Raw genomic sequence first — 17164 nt, 5'->3', positions numbered from 1 at the left:
TAAAGGATATGGTATCGACAAGAAAGGTCCACCAAGCCGACCGACCACCCTTTGAAGCGTGGTTAGATAGCCTTGAGTTAAGTGCAGAAACAAAAGAAAAACTAAGTGCAGTGTCATCTATTCCAGAGCGACTGTTGGTTGGTCAGGAAATGGTCGAAATTTTATGCCAGCTTAATATGGATGATGCAACGCTTCAGGCGGCCCTGGTTTTTCCATATTGCGAACAGCACGCCTTAAGTGAAGACGATATTTATGAAGAATTCGGCGGGGAAATACGCGATCTAATCGTTGGCGTGCGCCGAATGGATGCCATTAAATCGCTACATGCGCGTAAAGTGAATGGCTCTGGCTTTGCCGAAAAGTCAGACGAACAGCATATCGACAGTATTCGCCGCATGCTGTTGGCGATGGTAGAAGACGTGCGTGCTGTTGTGATCAAAATGGCAGAACGCATTTGTGCATTGCAGCAGGTTAAGAAAGCCGATGAAGAAACCCGCGTTATGGTGGCCCGCGAGTGCGCTAGCATCTATGCGCCATTGGCAAACCGCTTGGGCATAGGCCAGTTAAAATGGGAGCTTGAAGACCTTGCGTTCCGCTATCTACACCCCATCACCTACAAACAAATTGCAAAACAATTAGATGGTAAGCGCAGAGAGCGCGCCGAGTATATAGAAACCATAGTAGGCGACTTGCAAGGCTTGCTTGATAGCGAAGAAATTCGCGCAGAGGTCTACGGCCGTCCCAAGCACATATTCAGCATTTGGAAAAAAATGCAGAAAAAGCGCCTTACGTTTGAGCAGCTTTTTGATATTCGTGCGGTGCGAATTATTGCCGAGCGACTTCAAGATTGTTACGCCGCGCTTGGCACGGTTCACGCCAGCTATAAGCACTTACCTAACGAGTTTGACGACTATATCGCAACCCCCAAACCTAACGGTTACCAGTCTATTCACACCGTTATTGTGGGGCCTGAAGGGAAGTCGGTTGAGATTCAAATTCGTACGCAAAAAATGCATCAGGATGCAGAACTGGGTGTGGCTGCTCACTGGAAATATAAAGAGGGCAGTACGGGCAAGCAGTCAGGCTATGACGAGCGCATAAACTGGCTTCGTCGCATACTAGCGTGGCAAGAGGAAGTGGCTGAGTCTGGCGATTTGGTTGAAGAACTTCGCAGCCAGGTGTTTGACGATAGGGTGTATGTGTTCACACCCAAAGGCGATGTTATTGACCTTCCCCAAGGTGCTACACCGCTTGATTTTGCTTACTATATTCACAGCAATGTAGGCCATCGCTGTATTGGCGCAAAAGTGAATGGGCGAATAGTCCCTTTCACTTATTTACTGCAAAGTGGCGATCAGATAGAAGTACTTACCGGAAAAGAGCCAAACCCAAGTCGCGACTGGATGCACCCAGGTCTTGGCTATGTACATTCATCACGGGCGCGTGCCACTATCCATTCCTTCTTTAAAAAGCAGGACAGAGACAAAAACCTTGCTGCTGGTAAAGAGCTGCTAGAACGCGAACTTCAGCGTGCCCACTTGCCTGCCAAAGTACCTAATGAGGCATTTGAGAAGTTTAACTTACAGACCCTCGATGACTTGTACACTGCGGTAGGTGCCGGTGATGTGCGCGTTATGCAGGTGATTAACTTTATTCATCACTTGCAGGAGCCGCCAGCTCCAGAACCCGAAATTAGTCCTAAGGTTAAAACGCGCAAAACTGCGGCCGGATCAGGCAAAAAAGATGCAGTGGTGGTGCAGGGCGTGGGTCATTTAATGAGCCAGCTGGCGAACTGCTGTAAGCCGGTTCCTGGCGAAGCGATTTTAGGCTATATCACACAAGGCCGTGGTGTAAGCGTTCATAAAGAAAGCTGCGACCAGCTGCAACACTTGTTGTCACAGCACCCTGAGCGTCAGATAGAAGTGAATTGGTCACAAGAGCTTAAAGTAGGTTTTGAGACGGGTATTGATATATTTTGTCACGATAGAACTGGCCTGTTGCGCGATATTACTACGGTATTGGCGAATGAAAACGTGCCTCTTCTAGGCGTGAACAGCCTAAGTGATAAAAATAGACAGACGGCGCTTATCACTATTTCGATAGAGGTTCAGGACCTCGATACGGTGTCTAAAGTGTTAACCCGATTGCGACAGCTTAAAGGCGTGACCGATGCAAAACGCAAACAAAGCTAAGCTTAGCGAAATGCAGCGGCTGCTTAAAATTATGGCGCAGCTGCGCGACCCGCAATCTGGGTGCCCGTGGGATGTAAAACAAACCATGGAAAGCCTAACTCGCTACACCATAGAAGAAGCCTACGAAGTGGCCGATGCTATTGCCAATGGTGATATGCACGACATTAAAGATGAGTTGGGTGATTTGCTGTTTCAAGTGGTGTTCTACTCACAGATAGCCAGTGAATCGCGTGCATTTTCTTTTGACGATGTGGCGAAAAGCATTAGTGATAAGCTCGTGCGTCGCCACCCTCATGTGTTTGCGAACGCGCTTGCATCTGAAGGTGTCAGCGATACAAATGAAAACGTCACGGTCGAACGTACCCAATTGAACGACAGTGCTTTAAACGCGCAGTGGGATGCTATCAAAGCCCAAGAAAAGCAGCTTAAAAAGCAGCGTTTAAAGCAAAACGACGCAATAGAAACCAGTATTCTAGATAGCGTCCCAAAAGGTATGCCAGCACTTATGTACGCGCAAAAGCTGCAGAAAGCCTGTGCAAAGGTAGGATTTGATTGGCCTGATGCCGCACCTGTCATAGATAAAGTGCGTGAGGAAGTGGAAGAGATTCAGCAAGAGCTGGATTTCAAACAGCGAGCACAAGGGGCACTGAAGACTGGTGTTGTACCTTTAAACAGTGGCGTGCCCGACAACCAACAAGCAATTGAAGAAGAAATTGGTGATGCACTTTTTGCCATGGTTAACTTGGCAAGACATTGCAAGGTAGATGCTGATACCGCACTTAGAAACGCCAGTAACAAGTTTGCTAACCGTTTTAAAGGCGTAGAGCGCTTAGCGGCTGAACAGGGCGACAAGCTCGACGCATTGACGCTTGATGAAATGGAAGCGCTGTGGCAGCAGGTCAAAGAATATTCGTCTTTAAATGTTAAGTGAACTGACATTTTGCTAACTAACAGCTTTCTCCGTTAATTCACTCCCCATAAGTTTACCTACCACAAAGCGTGTAGTGGATTTTTTAAACGTTACTACGCGTTATGGTTAGTTTTCATAATTAGACCAATGTAGATGGAAACTTCATTATTTTGGCGTATGGTTATAAGGTAGGTTTGATTTACGACAAAGCAATGTAGATCCACTTGATCTAATATCTGAGTATAAATTTGGCATATTGGAAGGATGTGTCGCTGGTGTTAGGTCATGACACTTACCAAGGAGTTGGACTGAATTGGGCGTAACCGTTTTATGAAAAAAATACTGTATTCTACACTGGGGCTGTTTTTAACGCTTCTTGGCATTATAGGCGCGTTTTTACCTGTTATGCCGACCACGGTATTTTTGATAGGTGCGCTTTTTTGTTTTACTCAATCTTCACCGCGCCTTGAAAACTGGTTACTTCAACACCCTAAATATGGCCCCAGTCTTATTGCATGGCGCAAGCATGGAGCAATTTCGAAAAAAGTGAAATGCATAGCGTGTTGCAGTATGTTGGTGAGCTTTATTCTGGTTTGCCTGTTCGCATCAATGCCTATTCCAGCTTACATAGGCATAGCTCTATTTATGGGAATAGGCGCGTACTTTGTTGTTACGCGCCCCAGCATGCCTGCTGTATAATTTCTCTTTACAGAATTTACTCACCTTCGACAGTAGCGCACAGTTTATTCGAAGCACATTGCTAAGCGTTAGGTGACAGGTTTAAGAACCTTTAACGGTTTCTACCCAGTCGCTCGTGACTGCTTACCCATTCGTCTGCGACGACTGCAGAACCCAGCGACAGATCGCCACACAATACGGTCGCAGCGACAATTTCCGCAAACTTATTTACGCTGCCCCTTTCTGTGCAGCCAAGTACGCTTAAACATTCGTTTTGTGTAGCTAAACCGGTTCCACCACCGTATGTAGCAACGATTAACGATGGAATAGTAACAGAGAAGTAGTAGTCACCATTTGGCATAATTTCAGCGTAGGTAAACCCCGCCGACGACTCAGCCACATTAGCGACATCTTGCCCGCAAGCGATGAACATGGCGGTAATGCCGTTAGCGAAATGCGCACCATTGTTAACGCTACCTGCCATCAATGCGCCCATATTTGAATATTGGCGCTGTTTAAACAAAGCCTCTGGCGGGCAATGCATAATGTCCGTCATTAGTTTTTTTGGCAGGGTTATTTCTGCTACAACGCGCTTTCCGCGGGTATGCAGCGAGTTTAAGTGCGAGTGCTTTTTATCGGTATCAAGGTTTGCAGCCAGCACAAAGTGTTCAATAGGGCCCGAGTAGTTTGCCTGTATCCACTCGCAGCCTGCTTTGGTAGCTTTGCTTACCATGTTTTGCCCAGCTGCATCACCGCAGGTGAAATTGAATCTTAGCCAGCGAAGCTTAGACGCAGCGTACTGCTCGATATCCCTTAGTTTGCCCACGCTGGTGGTGTTATCACTGGCGCGTTTGATGGCTTCAAAGTTTTGCTCAACCCATTTGCCAAATTCGAGGGCTTCTCTTGCGTTAGAAAACGCGAACATAGGCGCCCGCTGCATAGCATCGTCAATGACTGTGGTAGTTATGCCCCCAGCCTCTCTTGTTAAGCGCATGCCTCTACTGTAGCTGGCGGTCAAGGTGCCCTCTGTTGTTGCCATTGGAACGTAGAACTCACCTTTGGCGTGCTCTCCATTCACTAGCATTGGCCCTGCGAAGCCAATAGGTACCTGTGCAACACCGGCGAAGTTTTCTATGTTTCCCGACAATGTTTCAGGCGGGATAGAATAGTGTCCTAAGTGATTTAGCTGGGTGCCGGTTTCGCGCGCAATAAACTCGCGGCGTGTTCGGCTCATCTCTTGGGTATAGTCGTTGTCTGAGGAACGTGGGATTTTAGGCATTGGGCCACTCCTTTTTTCTTTCATAATAGGAGTGCTGATACCGAATGAGAACTGTTTACAATTTATACATGAGGATAAGTGCCACCTATGTATGCGCTTTTTATGTAGAAAGGCGTTAAATTCACCTTTCTACACGCAAAAAGCGGGGGGGTTGCTTATTTCGAACTCATAAGCGACGCGCAATAGCCCCGCATAAAGCAAATGATACTATGCTTTTTTATCCAATTTTGCCTGAAGTATAGCAATCTCTTCTCTACGTTTTTTATCGGCTAGAGGGCGGTTGGCTTTTTCAGGCGCGTTTTGAGCACGGATTAAGAACCCTTGGGCTTCTTCGTATTCACCATCGTCGAAAAGAAACTCAGCATAAAAGAAGTTTTGGTCCATACCTTCTGGGTTAATTTCTAATGCACGCTTAAATAATTGTTTTGCCTTCTTATCGCTTCCAAAGCTAACTGGCCAGCCTGGTACTTTATGATAAAGTGCCGCTAATACAGTGAGTGCCGTCCCCTCTAATACCGCTTCCTCTTTTTCAATGGCACGTTCTAAATTTTCCTTCGCACTTTCAGCAAAGTCCAGGGCACCTAAACCGCCTTTCGCACTTGCAGTACTTGATTGAGAGATAGCTAGCCAGGTCAGTGCTTCAGCGCTATTTTCTGATTGCTCGACTAACACTTTCGCCTGCGCAATCAGTGCAGAAAATGCCTCTAATTGGGCTTCACCTTCAAGCTCATAGTTCGTTTTTGCCCACGCGTGTTGTAACGGTAGTAAATCAGGGGTGTTTGCATGAACCGTAGATATCGACAACGTAGTAATAAGGATGAATAGAAAAGGAGAGAAGAAATTCTTTTTCTGCATGAAAAGTCGCCTTTATAAGATAGAGGTAGTTAGGAATAAACGAGATAACTCGACAAAATTGTTAGTAATTTCATGAATTATCGTTGAATCGGCGGCTAATCTAACGGTATTTGTAGCGAAAATCTAATACTTGTTGAAAATGGAAAGGCAATAAGATCATTGCCTTTCCCTGTATACCTTCAGGGTGACTAACCTTTTCTCGCTATTTTCGCTTCCAATAAAGCGATCTCTCTTTTGCGACCTGAATCTGCAATAGGACGATCAGCGCGCGCTGGGGCGTCGAGCGCTTTCTTGGCAAACTTGAGCGCTTGCTCATATTTTCCATTATCGAACAAGTACTCGGCGTAGAAATAGTTGGGGTCTATCCCGTCAGGGTTTATTTCAAGTGCATGCTTCAGCAAATTCTCAGCTTTTTTGTCGTTACCAAAGCTAATAGGCCAACCCGGAAGCTTATGGTACAGCACGCCTAGACTGGTCATCGCTGAGCCCGAGAGTGCATTTTCATCTAGTCGCATTGCATGTTCGAAACTCTTACGAGCATCTTTTGCGTAGTCCAGAGCACCAAGTCCCCCCTTGGCACCGGCTGTACTGGATTGAATTATGCCTTGCCAAATCAATAACTCAGGGTTATTGGGTTCTGCCTTTACGAAAGATTTAGCGGTATTAATAAGGGCGACGAATGCTTTTTCCTTTTCTGCATCATCAAGTTCATAGTTAATATGTGCCCATTGATGCTGAAGTATCTTTAAAGGGCTGGTAGCCGTTTCGCTTAAGGCTGATGTCGGCGCTGTACTTTCTGTGACTTCGTTAGCTTGAGCCATAGCAGTGTGACTTAATGCCAGACCGAGTCCCAGAATTACCGTGGTGCTAAGCGTGGTTAATTTCTTCATAATAATGTCCTCGTGTTAAACCAGCTTGTTACCCAGGCGGGTATCGTTTTGAGCGCTGGTCTGTTTGTCTTGTGATTGCGCTTTTTGAAAGGCATAGCGTTTAATTGTTGGAAGTTTCTTTGCCAACGCGTTGTCAACAACACTGGGAACTAGCGCGTTAAGCTTGGCAAAAAAGCGTTCAGCACGTCCTAGCGCGACCCTTGGCAAATTGTTTTCTAACTGTTTAATGAATGCTTGTGCTACTGCATCAGGCTCGTCTGTCTGGTTGCCCAATGCCTCATTTAGCGCATTAGCGCGATCGTCATTTATGTCGGTACGCGTTGAGCGTGGCGCTAGATAGTGAAATTTAATTTTGCTATCGCTGAATTCTCTGTGCATCGCTTCCGTCCAGCCTTTCAATGCGAATTTAGTTGCGCAGTAGGTTCCGTGCGCAGCAAAACCTATGCTTCCAAAAGCTGAGCCTACATTCACGACATGCGCAGACGGTCTACGTTCGAGTAACGGCAGTAGGCGTTGGGTTAGTAGCATCGGAGCCAGCATATTTGTCGACACAATTGACTCGACTGGGGTGCCCTCAAACTCGCCCACATAGGTAATGCCAGCATTGTTAACCAGAATACTTAAAGGAAGTCGTTGGCAGGCACTTACTACTCTATCTTTGCCTTCATCTGACGTAATGTCAGCCACAATGGCAGTATGATGAAGGGTTAAATTTTGTTGCAGCTGTTCGAGCTTCGCCTTACTTCTGCCAGTTAGGATAATGTGCGCGCCTTTTTCATCAAGCGCCTTGGCTATTGCTTGACCAATACCGCCAGTTGCACCTGTAAGAAGTACCACTTGATTACGCCACTGAATATTCATTGTAGTTACCTTAACGTGTTATCAATTTACCTCGGGGGATAAGCACCAGAGGTAAACCCTTGAATTCAAGCAACCTGTTCCAGACCGTGTTCAGGTGTTAATTCGCGAAAGATATCTCCGTATAAGCGATAAAACATGTTCGCGCTGTGAATGATCATTTGCTGCTCTTTGGGGTCAGTAATTTTGTTCATAAGCCCTTCAAAGAAAACAATGTGCTCTTGGTCTAGCGCACCGTGAGAGGTAAGGTATTTAAACGCTGATTTAGGCAGAGATAACTTGTCTTTGATTTGTTTTGCAGCCGCGTCGGCAAGCGCAATACTTGTACCCTCTAAAACGAATACCATGCCGAAGAAATACAGTGGGCTTTTGCGTGCTATTGCATCAAAAGCATAGGCAACCATTAATTCGGTGGCGGGTGCAGGCTGACTTATCCTCGCCTGTTCTTTATCAACGCCACAGGCTGCAAGGTCGTTAAGGATCCACTCTTGGTGACCCATTTCTTCTTCAATGTATTCACCAATTGCTTCTCTTAGCCATTCCTTATCTTCGTTGAGTTTGGCACCTGTAGCCATAAGCAGGGGAACAGTAAACTTAACGTGATGATAAGCCTGTTGAAGAAAGGCAATATAGTCGTTCAGATTAAAATCACCGTTAAAGCAGCGTTGTATAATCGGCGCCTGTAAGAATGACTGTCTGGCATGTTCGGTGTTGCTTTGAAGTTGCTGATAGAAATTCATAAATTATTCCTTGATAACAAATTGAGAAGAAAATGCTGTTGTACTTTGAACGCTGTATTGGTGTTGGTCTTGGCTCTGGTAGAGCATGTCTAAGTCAGTCGCGTAGCGGGTAATTATTGCGTCACGTTTCAGTTTTCCCGTTGGGGTAAGCAGTTGGTTTTCTGGCGTGCAAAGACCGATGGTGGCGAAATTAACAACTTGCGCATAGTCAGGTAACTGCTTATTGATAAGCGCCACGGCGCTTTGAATCTGTGTATTAGAAAGAGTATTGGAAGCGGGTACGAGGAGCGCGACACAGTAGGGTTTAGCTTCGCAATACACCAAAGCCTGCCTAAACAGTCCTGTTCCCAGCAATAAAGATTCAATCCACTCTGGCGATACGTTTCTACCAAAGCTGTTCACCATTATGTTTTTTATACGCCCATTCAGCGTAAGTGTGTTGTCAGAAAAGGCGCCTAAATCGCCGGTTCTGACCTGGGTCGGATAAAATGAGGAAGGTTGATTCAGATAGCCCAGAAAGTGGTTGCCTGTAACTACGATTTCACCCTCTTCGATGTGCAGTTGATTATGACCAAGCGTTTTTCCGGCACTGCCGATCGTATTGCAATTGGGCGTGTTCAATGTTGATACTGATACCGCTTCAGATAAGCCATAACCTTCAAATACTGGTAATCCCTTCGCTTGGGCTTGCGCCAGCAAAGTGGGCGCTACATGTGCACCGCCAACAGCAATGAACATTAGTGATGAAGGTGGTGTCCAGCCCTTATTACATGCCTGTACTAGCACCATTAGCAAGTCGGGCACCAAAATCACAGACGATGGTTGAACGCGGTCTATCAGTGACAGCAGTGCGTTTGGATTAACGAGTTTGCTTCCTTGAAATCCGCGCTCAGATGCTGTGGCTAAATAAACTGTGCCGCCGTGGTACAGAGGGGCGTAAACACCTGCAATATTTTCAAGTAGGGTAGACAATGGCAGTAAACACAGGTGGTTCACTATTTCTGGTTGAACAGCGCGCTCAATAGAATGGGCAACTTTCCATTGCGATTCAGTTGACAGGCACACGCCTTTCGGTGAGCCCGTAGAGCCAGAAGTAAAGGTTATTTTGTTAGTACCTACAGGTGTGTATACACGAGAGTCATGTTTGAGTGGATGAGCGACAATGTCGTGTTCGCTATCAATAACAGTCGGTGACTCACTCCATTCACTTAGTTCACCACCGCGATTGGTCAATAAAAAGTGACACTGGCTCTCATTTAATACATGTTCTTGTTGGGAAGCGGTAAAAAATAGCGGAACGGGGATACAGCAGACGTTAGCCTGTTGGCAGGCTAAATCAGCAATCACCCATGCAAAGCTATTGTCGAAGGCAATGCCCACCCTCTCGGCATTGTGGTTTGTTATCCAGCTTGCGAGGTTCTCGACAGCGCTCAAAAGGGTGCGGTAAGTCATTGAACCGTCTTTGTATTTCAGCGCAACGTCATCGTCGTGCCCGTTTATATACTGATTAAGCAACATACGCTGTTTCCTTTTTTGTGCAGATATTTTGCGTTAACGCATCCACATTTGCGGAAATAAGCTCAATTGCACGTTGGTAATGAGCATTAAGTTCAGGGCAGCCAATAATGTGTTGGGTTACGTGATGTAGCGACAGGGCAGTAACCTGAGGAGCGGTGTCATAATAGGTGCCCCAGTCATCGCTATTCCCTTGAAGTTTTGACACATCGGCTTTAACAAGGGGGTGGAGTTGAATACCCGCGCCCATGAGTAAAGAGGTAAGCTGTGAGGTCGCACTGAAAACCAGATATTTGCTACCACATCGTTTTAAAACGAAGAACAGGGCAAATAACAAGGGGAGGGTATAGCGCGATGCACTGCTAAAAAGGTTACCAACTTCAGCAATATGCGCTCTGTTTACGGTTATCCCTTGTAAGGTGAGGGCAGTTTCTACCGAAGTGTTAAGGTATTGCTCTATAAAAAGAGAATTATACTGACCATCATAGGTGGCAAATCTTGCGCCTGCGGTGGCTTTAACTCCCTTAGCATCAAGAGCAAACAGCATAGGCATAAAGGAAGTCACTCGCGCGTTGTAGCGAGCTTTAAAACCACTCGCTATAAACGCTTCAATACGGCGGCGGGCATTATGTCCATGTTTTGCCGCGATAAAGGTTATAGCGGGCTTTTCCTTTGAGACAATCGCAGATTGCTGACTAGCAACCTGGGTTGGAACAGAAGCTAAAACGTGACTCATAAACATGCTCATTGGTTTTGCGATGTTATGAGTATTTACGCGAGACCTTAAGAGAACCTTAAGTGGGAAAAACTTTTATAAATGTCAGCCCAAAATGTTAAGAACGCCCAAGCTAATTAATCGCTTGAGCCGTCATAGCTATTAAAAACTGGGCCGTTAGCCGGTAAATCACAGGTAGCGTTCGCAGCAGTGGCAGGAAGCAATAACCATTCGTCACGGTGGGCTACACCCAGTGAAGTGGCTTGCGATAAGTCTACACATTGAAATTTGTAGTCACTTGGAACTAACAAAAAACGTTGACGTATTAGCGGTCTAACCCGCTGGCCTGAAATCTTTGTCTGCTCGCGGGAAGGCTCGGAAGTATCGGTCAACCAAGCCCACGCTGTACCGTTTTCTACTTCTTTAGGGGTATGGTAACCAAAATGAGCCATTTCAAAGGGTGAATAAAGCAAATACTGTTCTTTAAAGCTGACTATCCCTACCTCGAAGGCAGTTGAATCCTTCGTCAACATATTACTTATTTGGCTTTCTGCATTTTGAAGGACTATACGGGGAGTACGGTAGTCGTTTAGCAGCCATGCACCGAATGTGGAAGGAATTACAGTTAAAATGAAAAGCCATGCCAGTAATTGGCGGGCGAGTAATTCTCCATCCCCTGCGTTGCGCTTTTTATTGTAAACATAGTAGACAATATGAGTACAAAGCCCAGCGAATCCGAGTACAAGTAATACTATGCTTAAACGAACAAGGGTTTCGCTGTCGCTGTCAAAGCGCGTCATCAGCTTAGCAGCGGTGGGCTCGTGAAAAAGCAGTGCTAAGCCAGCAATCAATAAAACGGCAGATATTAACGAAGTAACTGCGCGCGCAAAAAGCACCAACCCTCTTGATACAGTCGAATTCGCAAGTACCAGACCAGCAACCATACTCAACGCAGGCAGTGCCGGTAAAACATAAACACCACGTTTACCTGGGCTGATACTAAAGAAAATGACAACCAATATTACCCATATCAACAAGGGTGAGTAAGCGGGGTTGTGAGTAAGTACATTTTTTAACGACTTAGCTTTTGATACAAGTATGGCAATTGGAGTTATCCAAAATACAGGAATAACTTCAACAATATAGTAATACCAGGGCTCTATGTGGTGCCAGGCATTGGCATATCGCTCAGCCGTTTGTTTAAACAAAATGTTCGACAAGTATTGTTGTATTTGAGGCTCTTGTTTTACCAAACCAAGATAAAGCAGAGGTGCAAGCCACATCGCCACAACTGATAGCATGATTAAGGGGCCAAACAACATGCGCAATGACCACTTGCCGCGATGTGAGCCGCTGGTAAATGCGAAAAATGCAATGGGGATAAATAAAAGAACAGGTAAAAAGCCAACGCCTTTGGTTATGATCCCAAGCCCCATAAAGAACCATGCTGCAAAGTACCACCGCCAATTAACATGCACATAAAAGTGCTGAATGAGTCCGTAGACGCCAATCCAAATAAAGCAGGCGACAAGGGCATCTATTTGAGCGAATTTGGCTTGAATAAGGAACTGAGGGCTCAGTAGAAGTACGAGCATACTCAACATTGCCGCTTTTTCATTGGCAAGTCTTAGCGATAGCTTGTAGGTTAACCCCAAAGTGACAAGGCTTGCGATAGCGTTAGGCAGGAGCATAGCCACCTTCAGGCTACCCGTAATAAGGTAAAAGAAGGCAATACACCACATAAACACAGGGGGCTTGTCTGGATAAATTTCGCCACCGCGCATGGGCACAAGCCACTGTCCGCTGTTCACCATCTCTTTTGCGACCAATGCGAATCGGGGCTCATCGGGGGGCCAAGCATCTCTGAAACCCAGACCAACAAATATCAGAGCACAGGCAATAAAGAACAGGGTAGATGCATGGCTATTTAAATTAAGCATAAGCCTCACGACGGCTCACTCCTACGAGCAATGCCTGATAAGGATAGAAGTAGAAGAAGGCTAATGATTAAGCCACCAATTTGTAAAGGCTGTTCAAGGGAACTGACAAATCGAGAACCGCTTCCAAGCAAGGTAAACAAAAAAGTTTGAGGCGCAAAGCCGATTGCACTTGCAGCAATAAACGGGAAAAACGGAACGCTTAGCACACCTGCGACGGCGTTTGTGATTAGGTTGGAGCCAACAGGGAATAAACGAACAATTAGCACATTGCGAAAACTTCGCTTGGCCAGTTTGTTTTCAACAGGCTTTAATTTTGTACCTAAAAGACGGACGGCAAGTGAGCGCAGAGGGCCATTTGCTAATGCATAGGCTATGCATGCAGACAATACCGTTAGCAACAAAGCAATTAATCCTCCCTGCAATGCGCCAAAGCCCACTCCGCAAAAAAAACTGACAGCCTGACGGGGAAAACCCATGGTTAAAAGTACAACACAACCACTCAGTATCATGCACAGCGATTGCCAATTTAAATTTGAAATATAGGCATTCAACCAATCTGTATCATCACCGTGCTTCCATAGTTCACCAGTGACCTCAAGCGACACATAGCAGACAAGCGCGATGCTTGCTGCCCCGATGAAAAACTTTATGAATTTTTTGAGGCGGCGAAGATTAGTCTTCATGACCAATTCCGCTGGCAATGTGATTAAGCTTATTTCTGTACATTAGCCATCTGACGCCAAGCATATCGATGATTCCTGCCCAGCCACGATTCCACGCTGTGTAATTTGATTTACCTTCTAAGCGGGCGCGATGATTGACCGATACACATACCACTTCTCCTCCAAGCCTTTTAGTTAAAGCGGGAATATATCGGTGCATATGGTCGAAGTAGGGCAAAAGTAAAAAGGTACTTCTTGGGAGGAGTTTCAAGCCACAGCCCGTGTCTGGTGTGTCGTCCTGTAGGATCCACTGGCGAACACGATTGGCAACTTTAGACTGAAATCGCTTCCACGGGGTATCTTTTCGCTTTTGACGATGCCCGATAACGCAGAAGTGCGCTGCATTAGTCTCTTTAGCTGCGCGAATAAGTCGCGGTATATCAGCAGGATCGTTTTGCCCATCAGCATCAAGGGTGATGATCCACTTTCCTTTTGCCTGTAAAACGCCGTGAAAAACCGAAGTGCTTTGACCGCAGCTCATAGGGTGGACGATGACACGACAACTTACCGGCAAGGTGCTTGAAAGGTTATGCAGCAAGGCTAGGGAGTCGTCGCTGCTACCGTCATCAACAACAATAATTTCTGTCGTTGTACTTGGAACCACTTCTGCAATTTCTCGTAACAAAGCAGAAAGGTTTTTGGCTTCATTTTTAGCAGGTAAAACAACACTGACGTCAAACTGGTGCATAAGAATATTTGGTAAATCATCGAATGACGTGCACTTTAAATGTTGAACCTTAAGGAAAGCTTAAGTTAGGCGCTAAAGTACAAACTTGCATTAAAATTCGTATTCCAAGGACATGCGAAGTGTGTGATCTTTACTGTCACCATTTAGTCCAGCAATAAAGCCCAGTTCCCATTTTAACTGCTTCTGTCGGTCAAAGCGTTTTATACCCATGAATGCTGGACCAACCCCGATAAAATCCTCTGCTACATACACTTCCAATCCAGGTTGTACTTCAGGGATCCAGCGATACCTAAACTTGGCTTTAAATTCGCTTTCCCATTCATTCTCAACAGTTTGACCCCACTCGTACACCAAGCTAACGTTAGTTGTTAAACTGAATTGGCCAAATTCTTTTTCTGTTAGTATCCCCGCTTTAACTTCCCAGTCATCGGTATTGTGCTGCTTTTCCAGCTCAAACAGCGTTGCCCAGTCAGCCCAGTATCGCCCTTGTTCAGTCATCATCCAGCGTAACTCTACTTCGTAGCTTTCTAAGCCAAAATCTTCATTTTCATCCCGCGCACCGACAAGGTATGTCTCGAGGATCATAAACTCTGAAAGTGCATGGCCGAATGAGAAGCGTTGCATTAAAACATTGCCATCGTCATTTTGTCTTGAGGTAAGTCGCCACTCAAACTCACGTTCAAAGGGTAATACATAAGGGTGATAAACCTTATCTACGGTAAAATTATCTGCATAACCGTTACTTGAAAACACGGCGCATAATGCGATAGCAGTAAGGAGAAAACGTCTCACTGTGCGACCTCCTGAATTTCATCAGAGAATCTCTTTTTTGAAGAAAAGAAAGCAATTAAATTAGGCACGATAAGTGCGAAGAAAAACACCAATAAATAGCTCATCGAGGGCGTAGCCTCATAGCCAACAAGAGAATTCAGAAGATGACCATATTCGCTATTGTCACTAATTATTGTGCTGCTATCCCATAGCTGCCTTGGCGATGGGAAGGTGTCAGTTTGTTCCAATAGTAATGCGATATTAGCGGTTTGAGCTGCCACAAATGTGGTTGCAAAAAAGTATGTTGCTCGCTTGCTAACAAAATGGGTGAGCAAAATATTAAGTAGAATCGCGATGCTAATACTTATACCCAGACCAATGATAGTGCCCAAGAGCAATAACGTACTATCACTATTACGTGATAACTCGGAAACAAAATAAACTAAAAAGTGCAGCGAATTGGGTAAGCCAATACCTATTACTAGCAGGGTGAGGCCTAGACTGAACCTATTCGACATGCGTGACGGCAAAAGGACAACAAGGCACATACCCAACCACGCAATAAAAAACAGTATTGATTTGAGATACTCAAATCCGGCACCTTCTGATAGCTGCGATACCAGTCCTAGCTGGGGGTAGGTAAATACAGCGAGCAATACCAGCAGCAACACCCGCCACGCAACGGCAAGCGTAGACACACGCGGCAGCGCCAGCAATACACTAATGAGCAGGAATATGGGCAAGGTGTCACGCAAGAAGAGAACGACAGTATTAATTAGCATCCAGCGTGTCCTCTTTGCTTTTAACTACTACCTTTCCTACGGCGCTATTAGGATGAAACTCGCCAAAAAAAGGATACTCACCGGCTTTTAATGGGCCAATAAAGATGGTCCCTCGGCTTTTCGCAAATATCACTTTTTCTCTGTTCAAAGAAAAGCTATCTATTTCTTCGGGAGTATCATCGAAATTGACAAAGGTTAGCTTTACTTTTTGCCCTGCAGGCACAATCACTTCCTGAGGAAAGAATAAGTGCTCTTTAATTTCCACCACCACTTCAGGTAAGGCGAACGCAAGGGGCGTATAAAAAGCACAAAGGGCTGAAAAGCAGAATAAAGAAATCTTAGAGTATGTAGTCATTGGAAAATGCCACCCTAACTTCTAATCCCCCGAGCGAACTTTCATCTAAAGAGAGCTCAGCCCCGTGTAATACAACGATTTGTTCTACAATGGCTAGCCCCAAGCCGCTTCCCGAATGAGGCGAGCTGTTAGATGCTCTTTTGAACCGGTTTAGCACGACAGCGCGCTGGTCAGCAGGGATGCCTGGCCCAGAATCGCAGACGCTTAAAATAAGCTCGTCTTTCCGTCGTTCAATCTTAATAATTATTTGTGCACCGCTAGGAGAGTATTTACTCGCATTGCTCACTAAGTTCTGAAGCAAGGTGTAAAGGACAAATTGAGAACTTAGCAACCAAGCTTCTTCTCCTTCCAGTGCTATCTCTTGGTTTTTATTTTCAATAGCGCCGTATAGGTCACTAATCACCTCTTGCGCGACCACGTGCACATTTACAGGTTCTCGCTGTTCTGCAAACGTTTCTGGGCTGGTGCGAGTAAGCAAAAGGAATTGATTTACCGCGTGGATCATTCTATCAGTGTCTGCTTTGAGCGGAGCCAACACGTGACCTTTTTCACCTAACTCGTTCGCTATATTGTGAATGTTTATTTTCATCACGCTGAGCGGAGTTCTAAGCTCATGCGCCGCGTTTGATGCGAATTGCTGCTCTCGTTCGAATGCTGAATTCAGTCGCGTGAACATGGTGTTTAACGTAGTAACAACAGGGCTAAGTTCACTGGGCTCACGGGATAACGCAATGGTAGAAAAATCATTACCCTGTCGGCTGGCAAGGAGTTTTGATAGGTGTTTTAACGGCGATAGTCCCCAAGTAATGCCAAAAAAGAGAATGAATGCAAGAATAGGCACACTAATTATAAAAGGGGTGATGGCGGCTACAGTTAGCGAGTCAGTTAAAGTGAAGCGACTACTTACGGGTTGAGCTACCATATACCAGCTATCATTATTCGGGTTAAACCGGGTATGTACCCGCCAGCGTGTACCCAGTGCGTTTACTTCAGAAAAACCCTCGGAGAAGCTGGTTAATGGCGTGCTTAGCGCGTCAGTAGATGAGCTGGCCAGCTTACCTTGTTTCCATACCTGGAAGAAAAGTGTCTGTTGCTGTGTGCGGGTGCCGCTATCTACGTATGAGATTGCCCGGGATAGCTCAACTAACTCGTTATCTAACAAGGTATTCGATATACCCAGTGTTGCGCGGTAGCCTTTAAGTGCTGCACTAAATATCACTAAAACAAGCGCGCTGATCAGTGTAAGAATTAGAAAGCGGCGAATTGAAGACAAT

The 17164-nt window shown here is 45.6% G+C and carries 17 protein-coding genes; 3 read left to right on the top strand and 14 right to left on the bottom strand.

Features of this window, described 5'->3' with window-relative positions; translation table 11 throughout:
- Nucleotides 1-8: 8 nt before the first annotated feature.
- The 3 genes from relA (at nt 9) to MHN00_RS02365 (ending at nt 3801) form a co-directional block, all read left to right on the top strand.
- The gene (gene relA, locus MHN00_RS02375) at nt 9-2192 is read left to right on the top strand and encodes a GTP diphosphokinase (protein WP_239300125.1); all 2184 of its coding nucleotides are present in this window, start codon (nt 9-11) and stop codon (nt 2190-2192) included.
- A complete protein-coding gene (mazG, locus tag MHN00_RS02370) occupies nt 2170-3123 on the top strand; it encodes a nucleoside triphosphate pyrophosphohydrolase (protein ID WP_239300123.1) in 954 nt (317 codons plus the stop codon). The genes relA and mazG overlap by 23 nt, the downstream gene beginning before the upstream one ends.
- Nucleotides 3124-3432: 309 nt before the next feature.
- Nucleotides 3433-3801 carry a YbaN family protein gene (locus MHN00_RS02365; protein WP_239300121.1) on the top strand — a complete coding sequence of 123 codons (369 nt, stop codon included), beginning with the start codon at nt 3433-3435 and terminating at the stop codon, nt 3799-3801.
- Between the two features lie 91 nt (nt 3802-3892).
- On the opposite strand, the gene MHN00_RS02360 is transcribed toward MHN00_RS02365, so the two are convergent.
- The 14 genes from MHN00_RS02360 to MHN00_RS02295 form a co-directional block, all read right to left on the bottom strand.
- Nucleotides 3893-5059 (bottom strand): hydroxymethylglutaryl-CoA reductase, encoded by a 1167-nt coding sequence (locus MHN00_RS02360; RefSeq protein ID WP_239300119.1) that lies wholly within the window; start codon nt 5057-5059, stop codon nt 3893-3895.
- A 207-nt stretch (nt 5060-5266) separates the two neighbouring features.
- Complete coding sequence (locus MHN00_RS02355) at nt 5267-5914, bottom strand: hypothetical protein (protein WP_239245016.1); 648 nt, start codon at nt 5912-5914, stop codon at nt 5267-5269.
- A gap of 188 nt (nt 5915-6102) precedes the next feature.
- Nucleotides 6103-6804: a tetratricopeptide repeat protein gene (locus MHN00_RS02350; protein WP_061439581.1), complete on the bottom strand. Its 702-nt coding sequence runs from the start codon at nt 6802-6804 to the stop codon at nt 6103-6105.
- Between the two features lie 15 nt (nt 6805-6819).
- Nucleotides 6820-7665 (bottom strand): SDR family oxidoreductase, encoded by an 846-nt coding sequence (locus MHN00_RS02345; protein ID WP_061439583.1) that lies wholly within the window; start codon nt 7663-7665, stop codon nt 6820-6822.
- Between the two features lie 65 nt (nt 7666-7730).
- Entirely contained in the window at nt 7731-8402 is a 672-nt protein-coding gene (locus MHN00_RS02340; protein WP_014975712.1) for an iron-containing redox enzyme family protein, read from the bottom strand.
- 3 nt (nt 8403-8405) lie between these two features.
- The gene (locus MHN00_RS02335) at nt 8406-9920 is read right to left on the bottom strand and encodes an AMP-binding protein (RefSeq protein ID WP_061439588.1); all 1515 of its coding nucleotides are present in this window, start codon (nt 9918-9920) and stop codon (nt 8406-8408) included.
- Nucleotides 9910-10653, bottom strand: a complete 744-nt coding sequence (locus MHN00_RS02330) for a thermostable hemolysin (protein WP_061486929.1) — start codon at nt 10651-10653, stop codon at nt 9910-9912. The genes MHN00_RS02335 and MHN00_RS02330 overlap by 11 nt, the downstream gene beginning before the upstream one ends.
- 116 nt (nt 10654-10769) lie before the next feature.
- Nucleotides 10770-12572: a glycosyltransferase family 39 protein gene (locus MHN00_RS02325; RefSeq protein ID WP_061486930.1), complete on the bottom strand. Its 1803-nt coding sequence runs from the start codon at nt 12570-12572 to the stop codon at nt 10770-10772.
- Between the two features lie 5 nt (nt 12573-12577).
- Nucleotides 12578-13255: a VTT domain-containing protein gene (locus MHN00_RS02320; protein ID WP_014975715.1), complete on the bottom strand. Its 678-nt coding sequence runs from the start codon at nt 13253-13255 to the stop codon at nt 12578-12580.
- Complete coding sequence (locus tag MHN00_RS02315) at nt 13245-13982, bottom strand: glycosyltransferase family 2 protein (RefSeq protein WP_014975716.1); 738 nt, start codon at nt 13980-13982, stop codon at nt 13245-13247. Before MHN00_RS02315 ends, MHN00_RS02320 begins: the two co-directional genes overlap by 11 nt.
- Before the next feature lie 90 nt (nt 13983-14072).
- The gene (locus MHN00_RS02310; protein WP_014975717.1) at nt 14073-14774 is read right to left on the bottom strand and encodes a hypothetical protein; all 702 of its coding nucleotides are present in this window, start codon (nt 14772-14774) and stop codon (nt 14073-14075) included.
- Nucleotides 14771-15535 carry a hypothetical protein gene (locus MHN00_RS02305; protein ID WP_014975718.1) on the bottom strand — a complete coding sequence of 255 codons (765 nt, stop codon included), beginning with the start codon at nt 15533-15535 and terminating at the stop codon, nt 14771-14773. Before MHN00_RS02305 ends, MHN00_RS02310 begins: the two co-directional genes overlap by 4 nt.
- On the bottom strand, nt 15525-15890 hold the full coding sequence (locus tag MHN00_RS02300; RefSeq protein ID WP_014975719.1) for a cupredoxin domain-containing protein: 366 nt from the start codon (nt 15888-15890) through the stop codon (nt 15525-15527). The genes MHN00_RS02305 and MHN00_RS02300 overlap by 11 nt, the downstream gene beginning before the upstream one ends.
- Nucleotides 15874-17163 carry an ATP-binding protein gene (locus MHN00_RS02295; RefSeq protein WP_014975720.1) on the bottom strand — a complete coding sequence of 430 codons (1290 nt, stop codon included), beginning with the start codon at nt 17161-17163 and terminating at the stop codon, nt 15874-15876. Before MHN00_RS02295 ends, MHN00_RS02300 begins: the two co-directional genes overlap by 17 nt.
- Nucleotide 17164 lies beyond the last annotated feature (1 nt).

Source organism: Alteromonas sp. Cnat2-8 (assembly GCF_022348355.1).
GTDB lineage: Bacteria > Pseudomonadota > Gammaproteobacteria > Enterobacterales > Alteromonadaceae > Alteromonas > Alteromonas macleodii.
Note: the sequence above shows the minus strand (reverse complement) of the source record. Positions and strands in the feature narration are given on the sequence as shown.

Bases quoted from the DNA above. Each gene is read 5' to 3' on its own strand.
- relA (WP_239300125.1), top strand. From the start codon at position 9: ATGGTATCGACAAGAAAGGTCCACCAAGCCGACCGACCACCCTTTGAA.
- mazG (WP_239300123.1), top strand. From the start codon at position 2,170: ATGCAAAACGCAAACAAAGCTAAGCTTAGCGAAATGCAGCGGCTGCTT.
- MHN00_RS02365 (WP_239300121.1), top strand. From the start codon at position 3,433: ATGAAAAAAATACTGTATTCTACACTGGGGCTGTTTTTAACGCTTCTT.
- MHN00_RS02360 (WP_239300119.1), bottom strand. From the start codon at position 5,059: ATGCCTAAAATCCCACGTTCCTCAGACAACGACTATACCCAAGAGATG.
- MHN00_RS02355 (WP_239245016.1), bottom strand. From the start codon at position 5,914: ATGCAGAAAAAGAATTTCTTCTCTCCTTTTCTATTCATCCTTATTACT.
- MHN00_RS02350 (WP_061439581.1), bottom strand. From the start codon at position 6,804: ATGAAGAAATTAACCACGCTTAGCACCACGGTAATTCTGGGACTCGGT.
- MHN00_RS02345 (WP_061439583.1), bottom strand. From the start codon at position 7,665: ATGAATATTCAGTGGCGTAATCAAGTGGTACTTCTTACAGGTGCAACT.
- MHN00_RS02340 (WP_014975712.1), bottom strand. From the start codon at position 8,402: ATGAATTTCTATCAGCAACTTCAAAGCAACACCGAACATGCCAGACAG.
- MHN00_RS02335 (WP_061439588.1), bottom strand. From the start codon at position 9,920: ATGTTGCTTAATCAGTATATAAACGGGCACGACGATGACGTTGCGCTG.
- MHN00_RS02330 (WP_061486929.1), bottom strand. From the start codon at position 10,653: ATGAGTCACGTTTTAGCTTCTGTTCCAACCCAGGTTGCTAGTCAGCAA.
- MHN00_RS02325 (WP_061486930.1), bottom strand. From the start codon at position 12,572: ATGCTTAATTTAAATAGCCATGCATCTACCCTGTTCTTTATTGCCTGT.
- MHN00_RS02320 (WP_014975715.1), bottom strand. From the start codon at position 13,255: ATGAAGACTAATCTTCGCCGCCTCAAAAAATTCATAAAGTTTTTCATC.
- MHN00_RS02315 (WP_014975716.1), bottom strand. From the start codon at position 13,982: ATGCACCAGTTTGACGTCAGTGTTGTTTTACCTGCTAAAAATGAAGCC.
- MHN00_RS02305 (WP_014975718.1), bottom strand. From the start codon at position 15,535: ATGCTAATTAATACTGTCGTTCTCTTCTTGCGTGACACCTTGCCCATA.
- MHN00_RS02300 (WP_014975719.1), bottom strand. From the start codon at position 15,890: ATGACTACATACTCTAAGATTTCTTTATTCTGCTTTTCAGCCCTTTGT.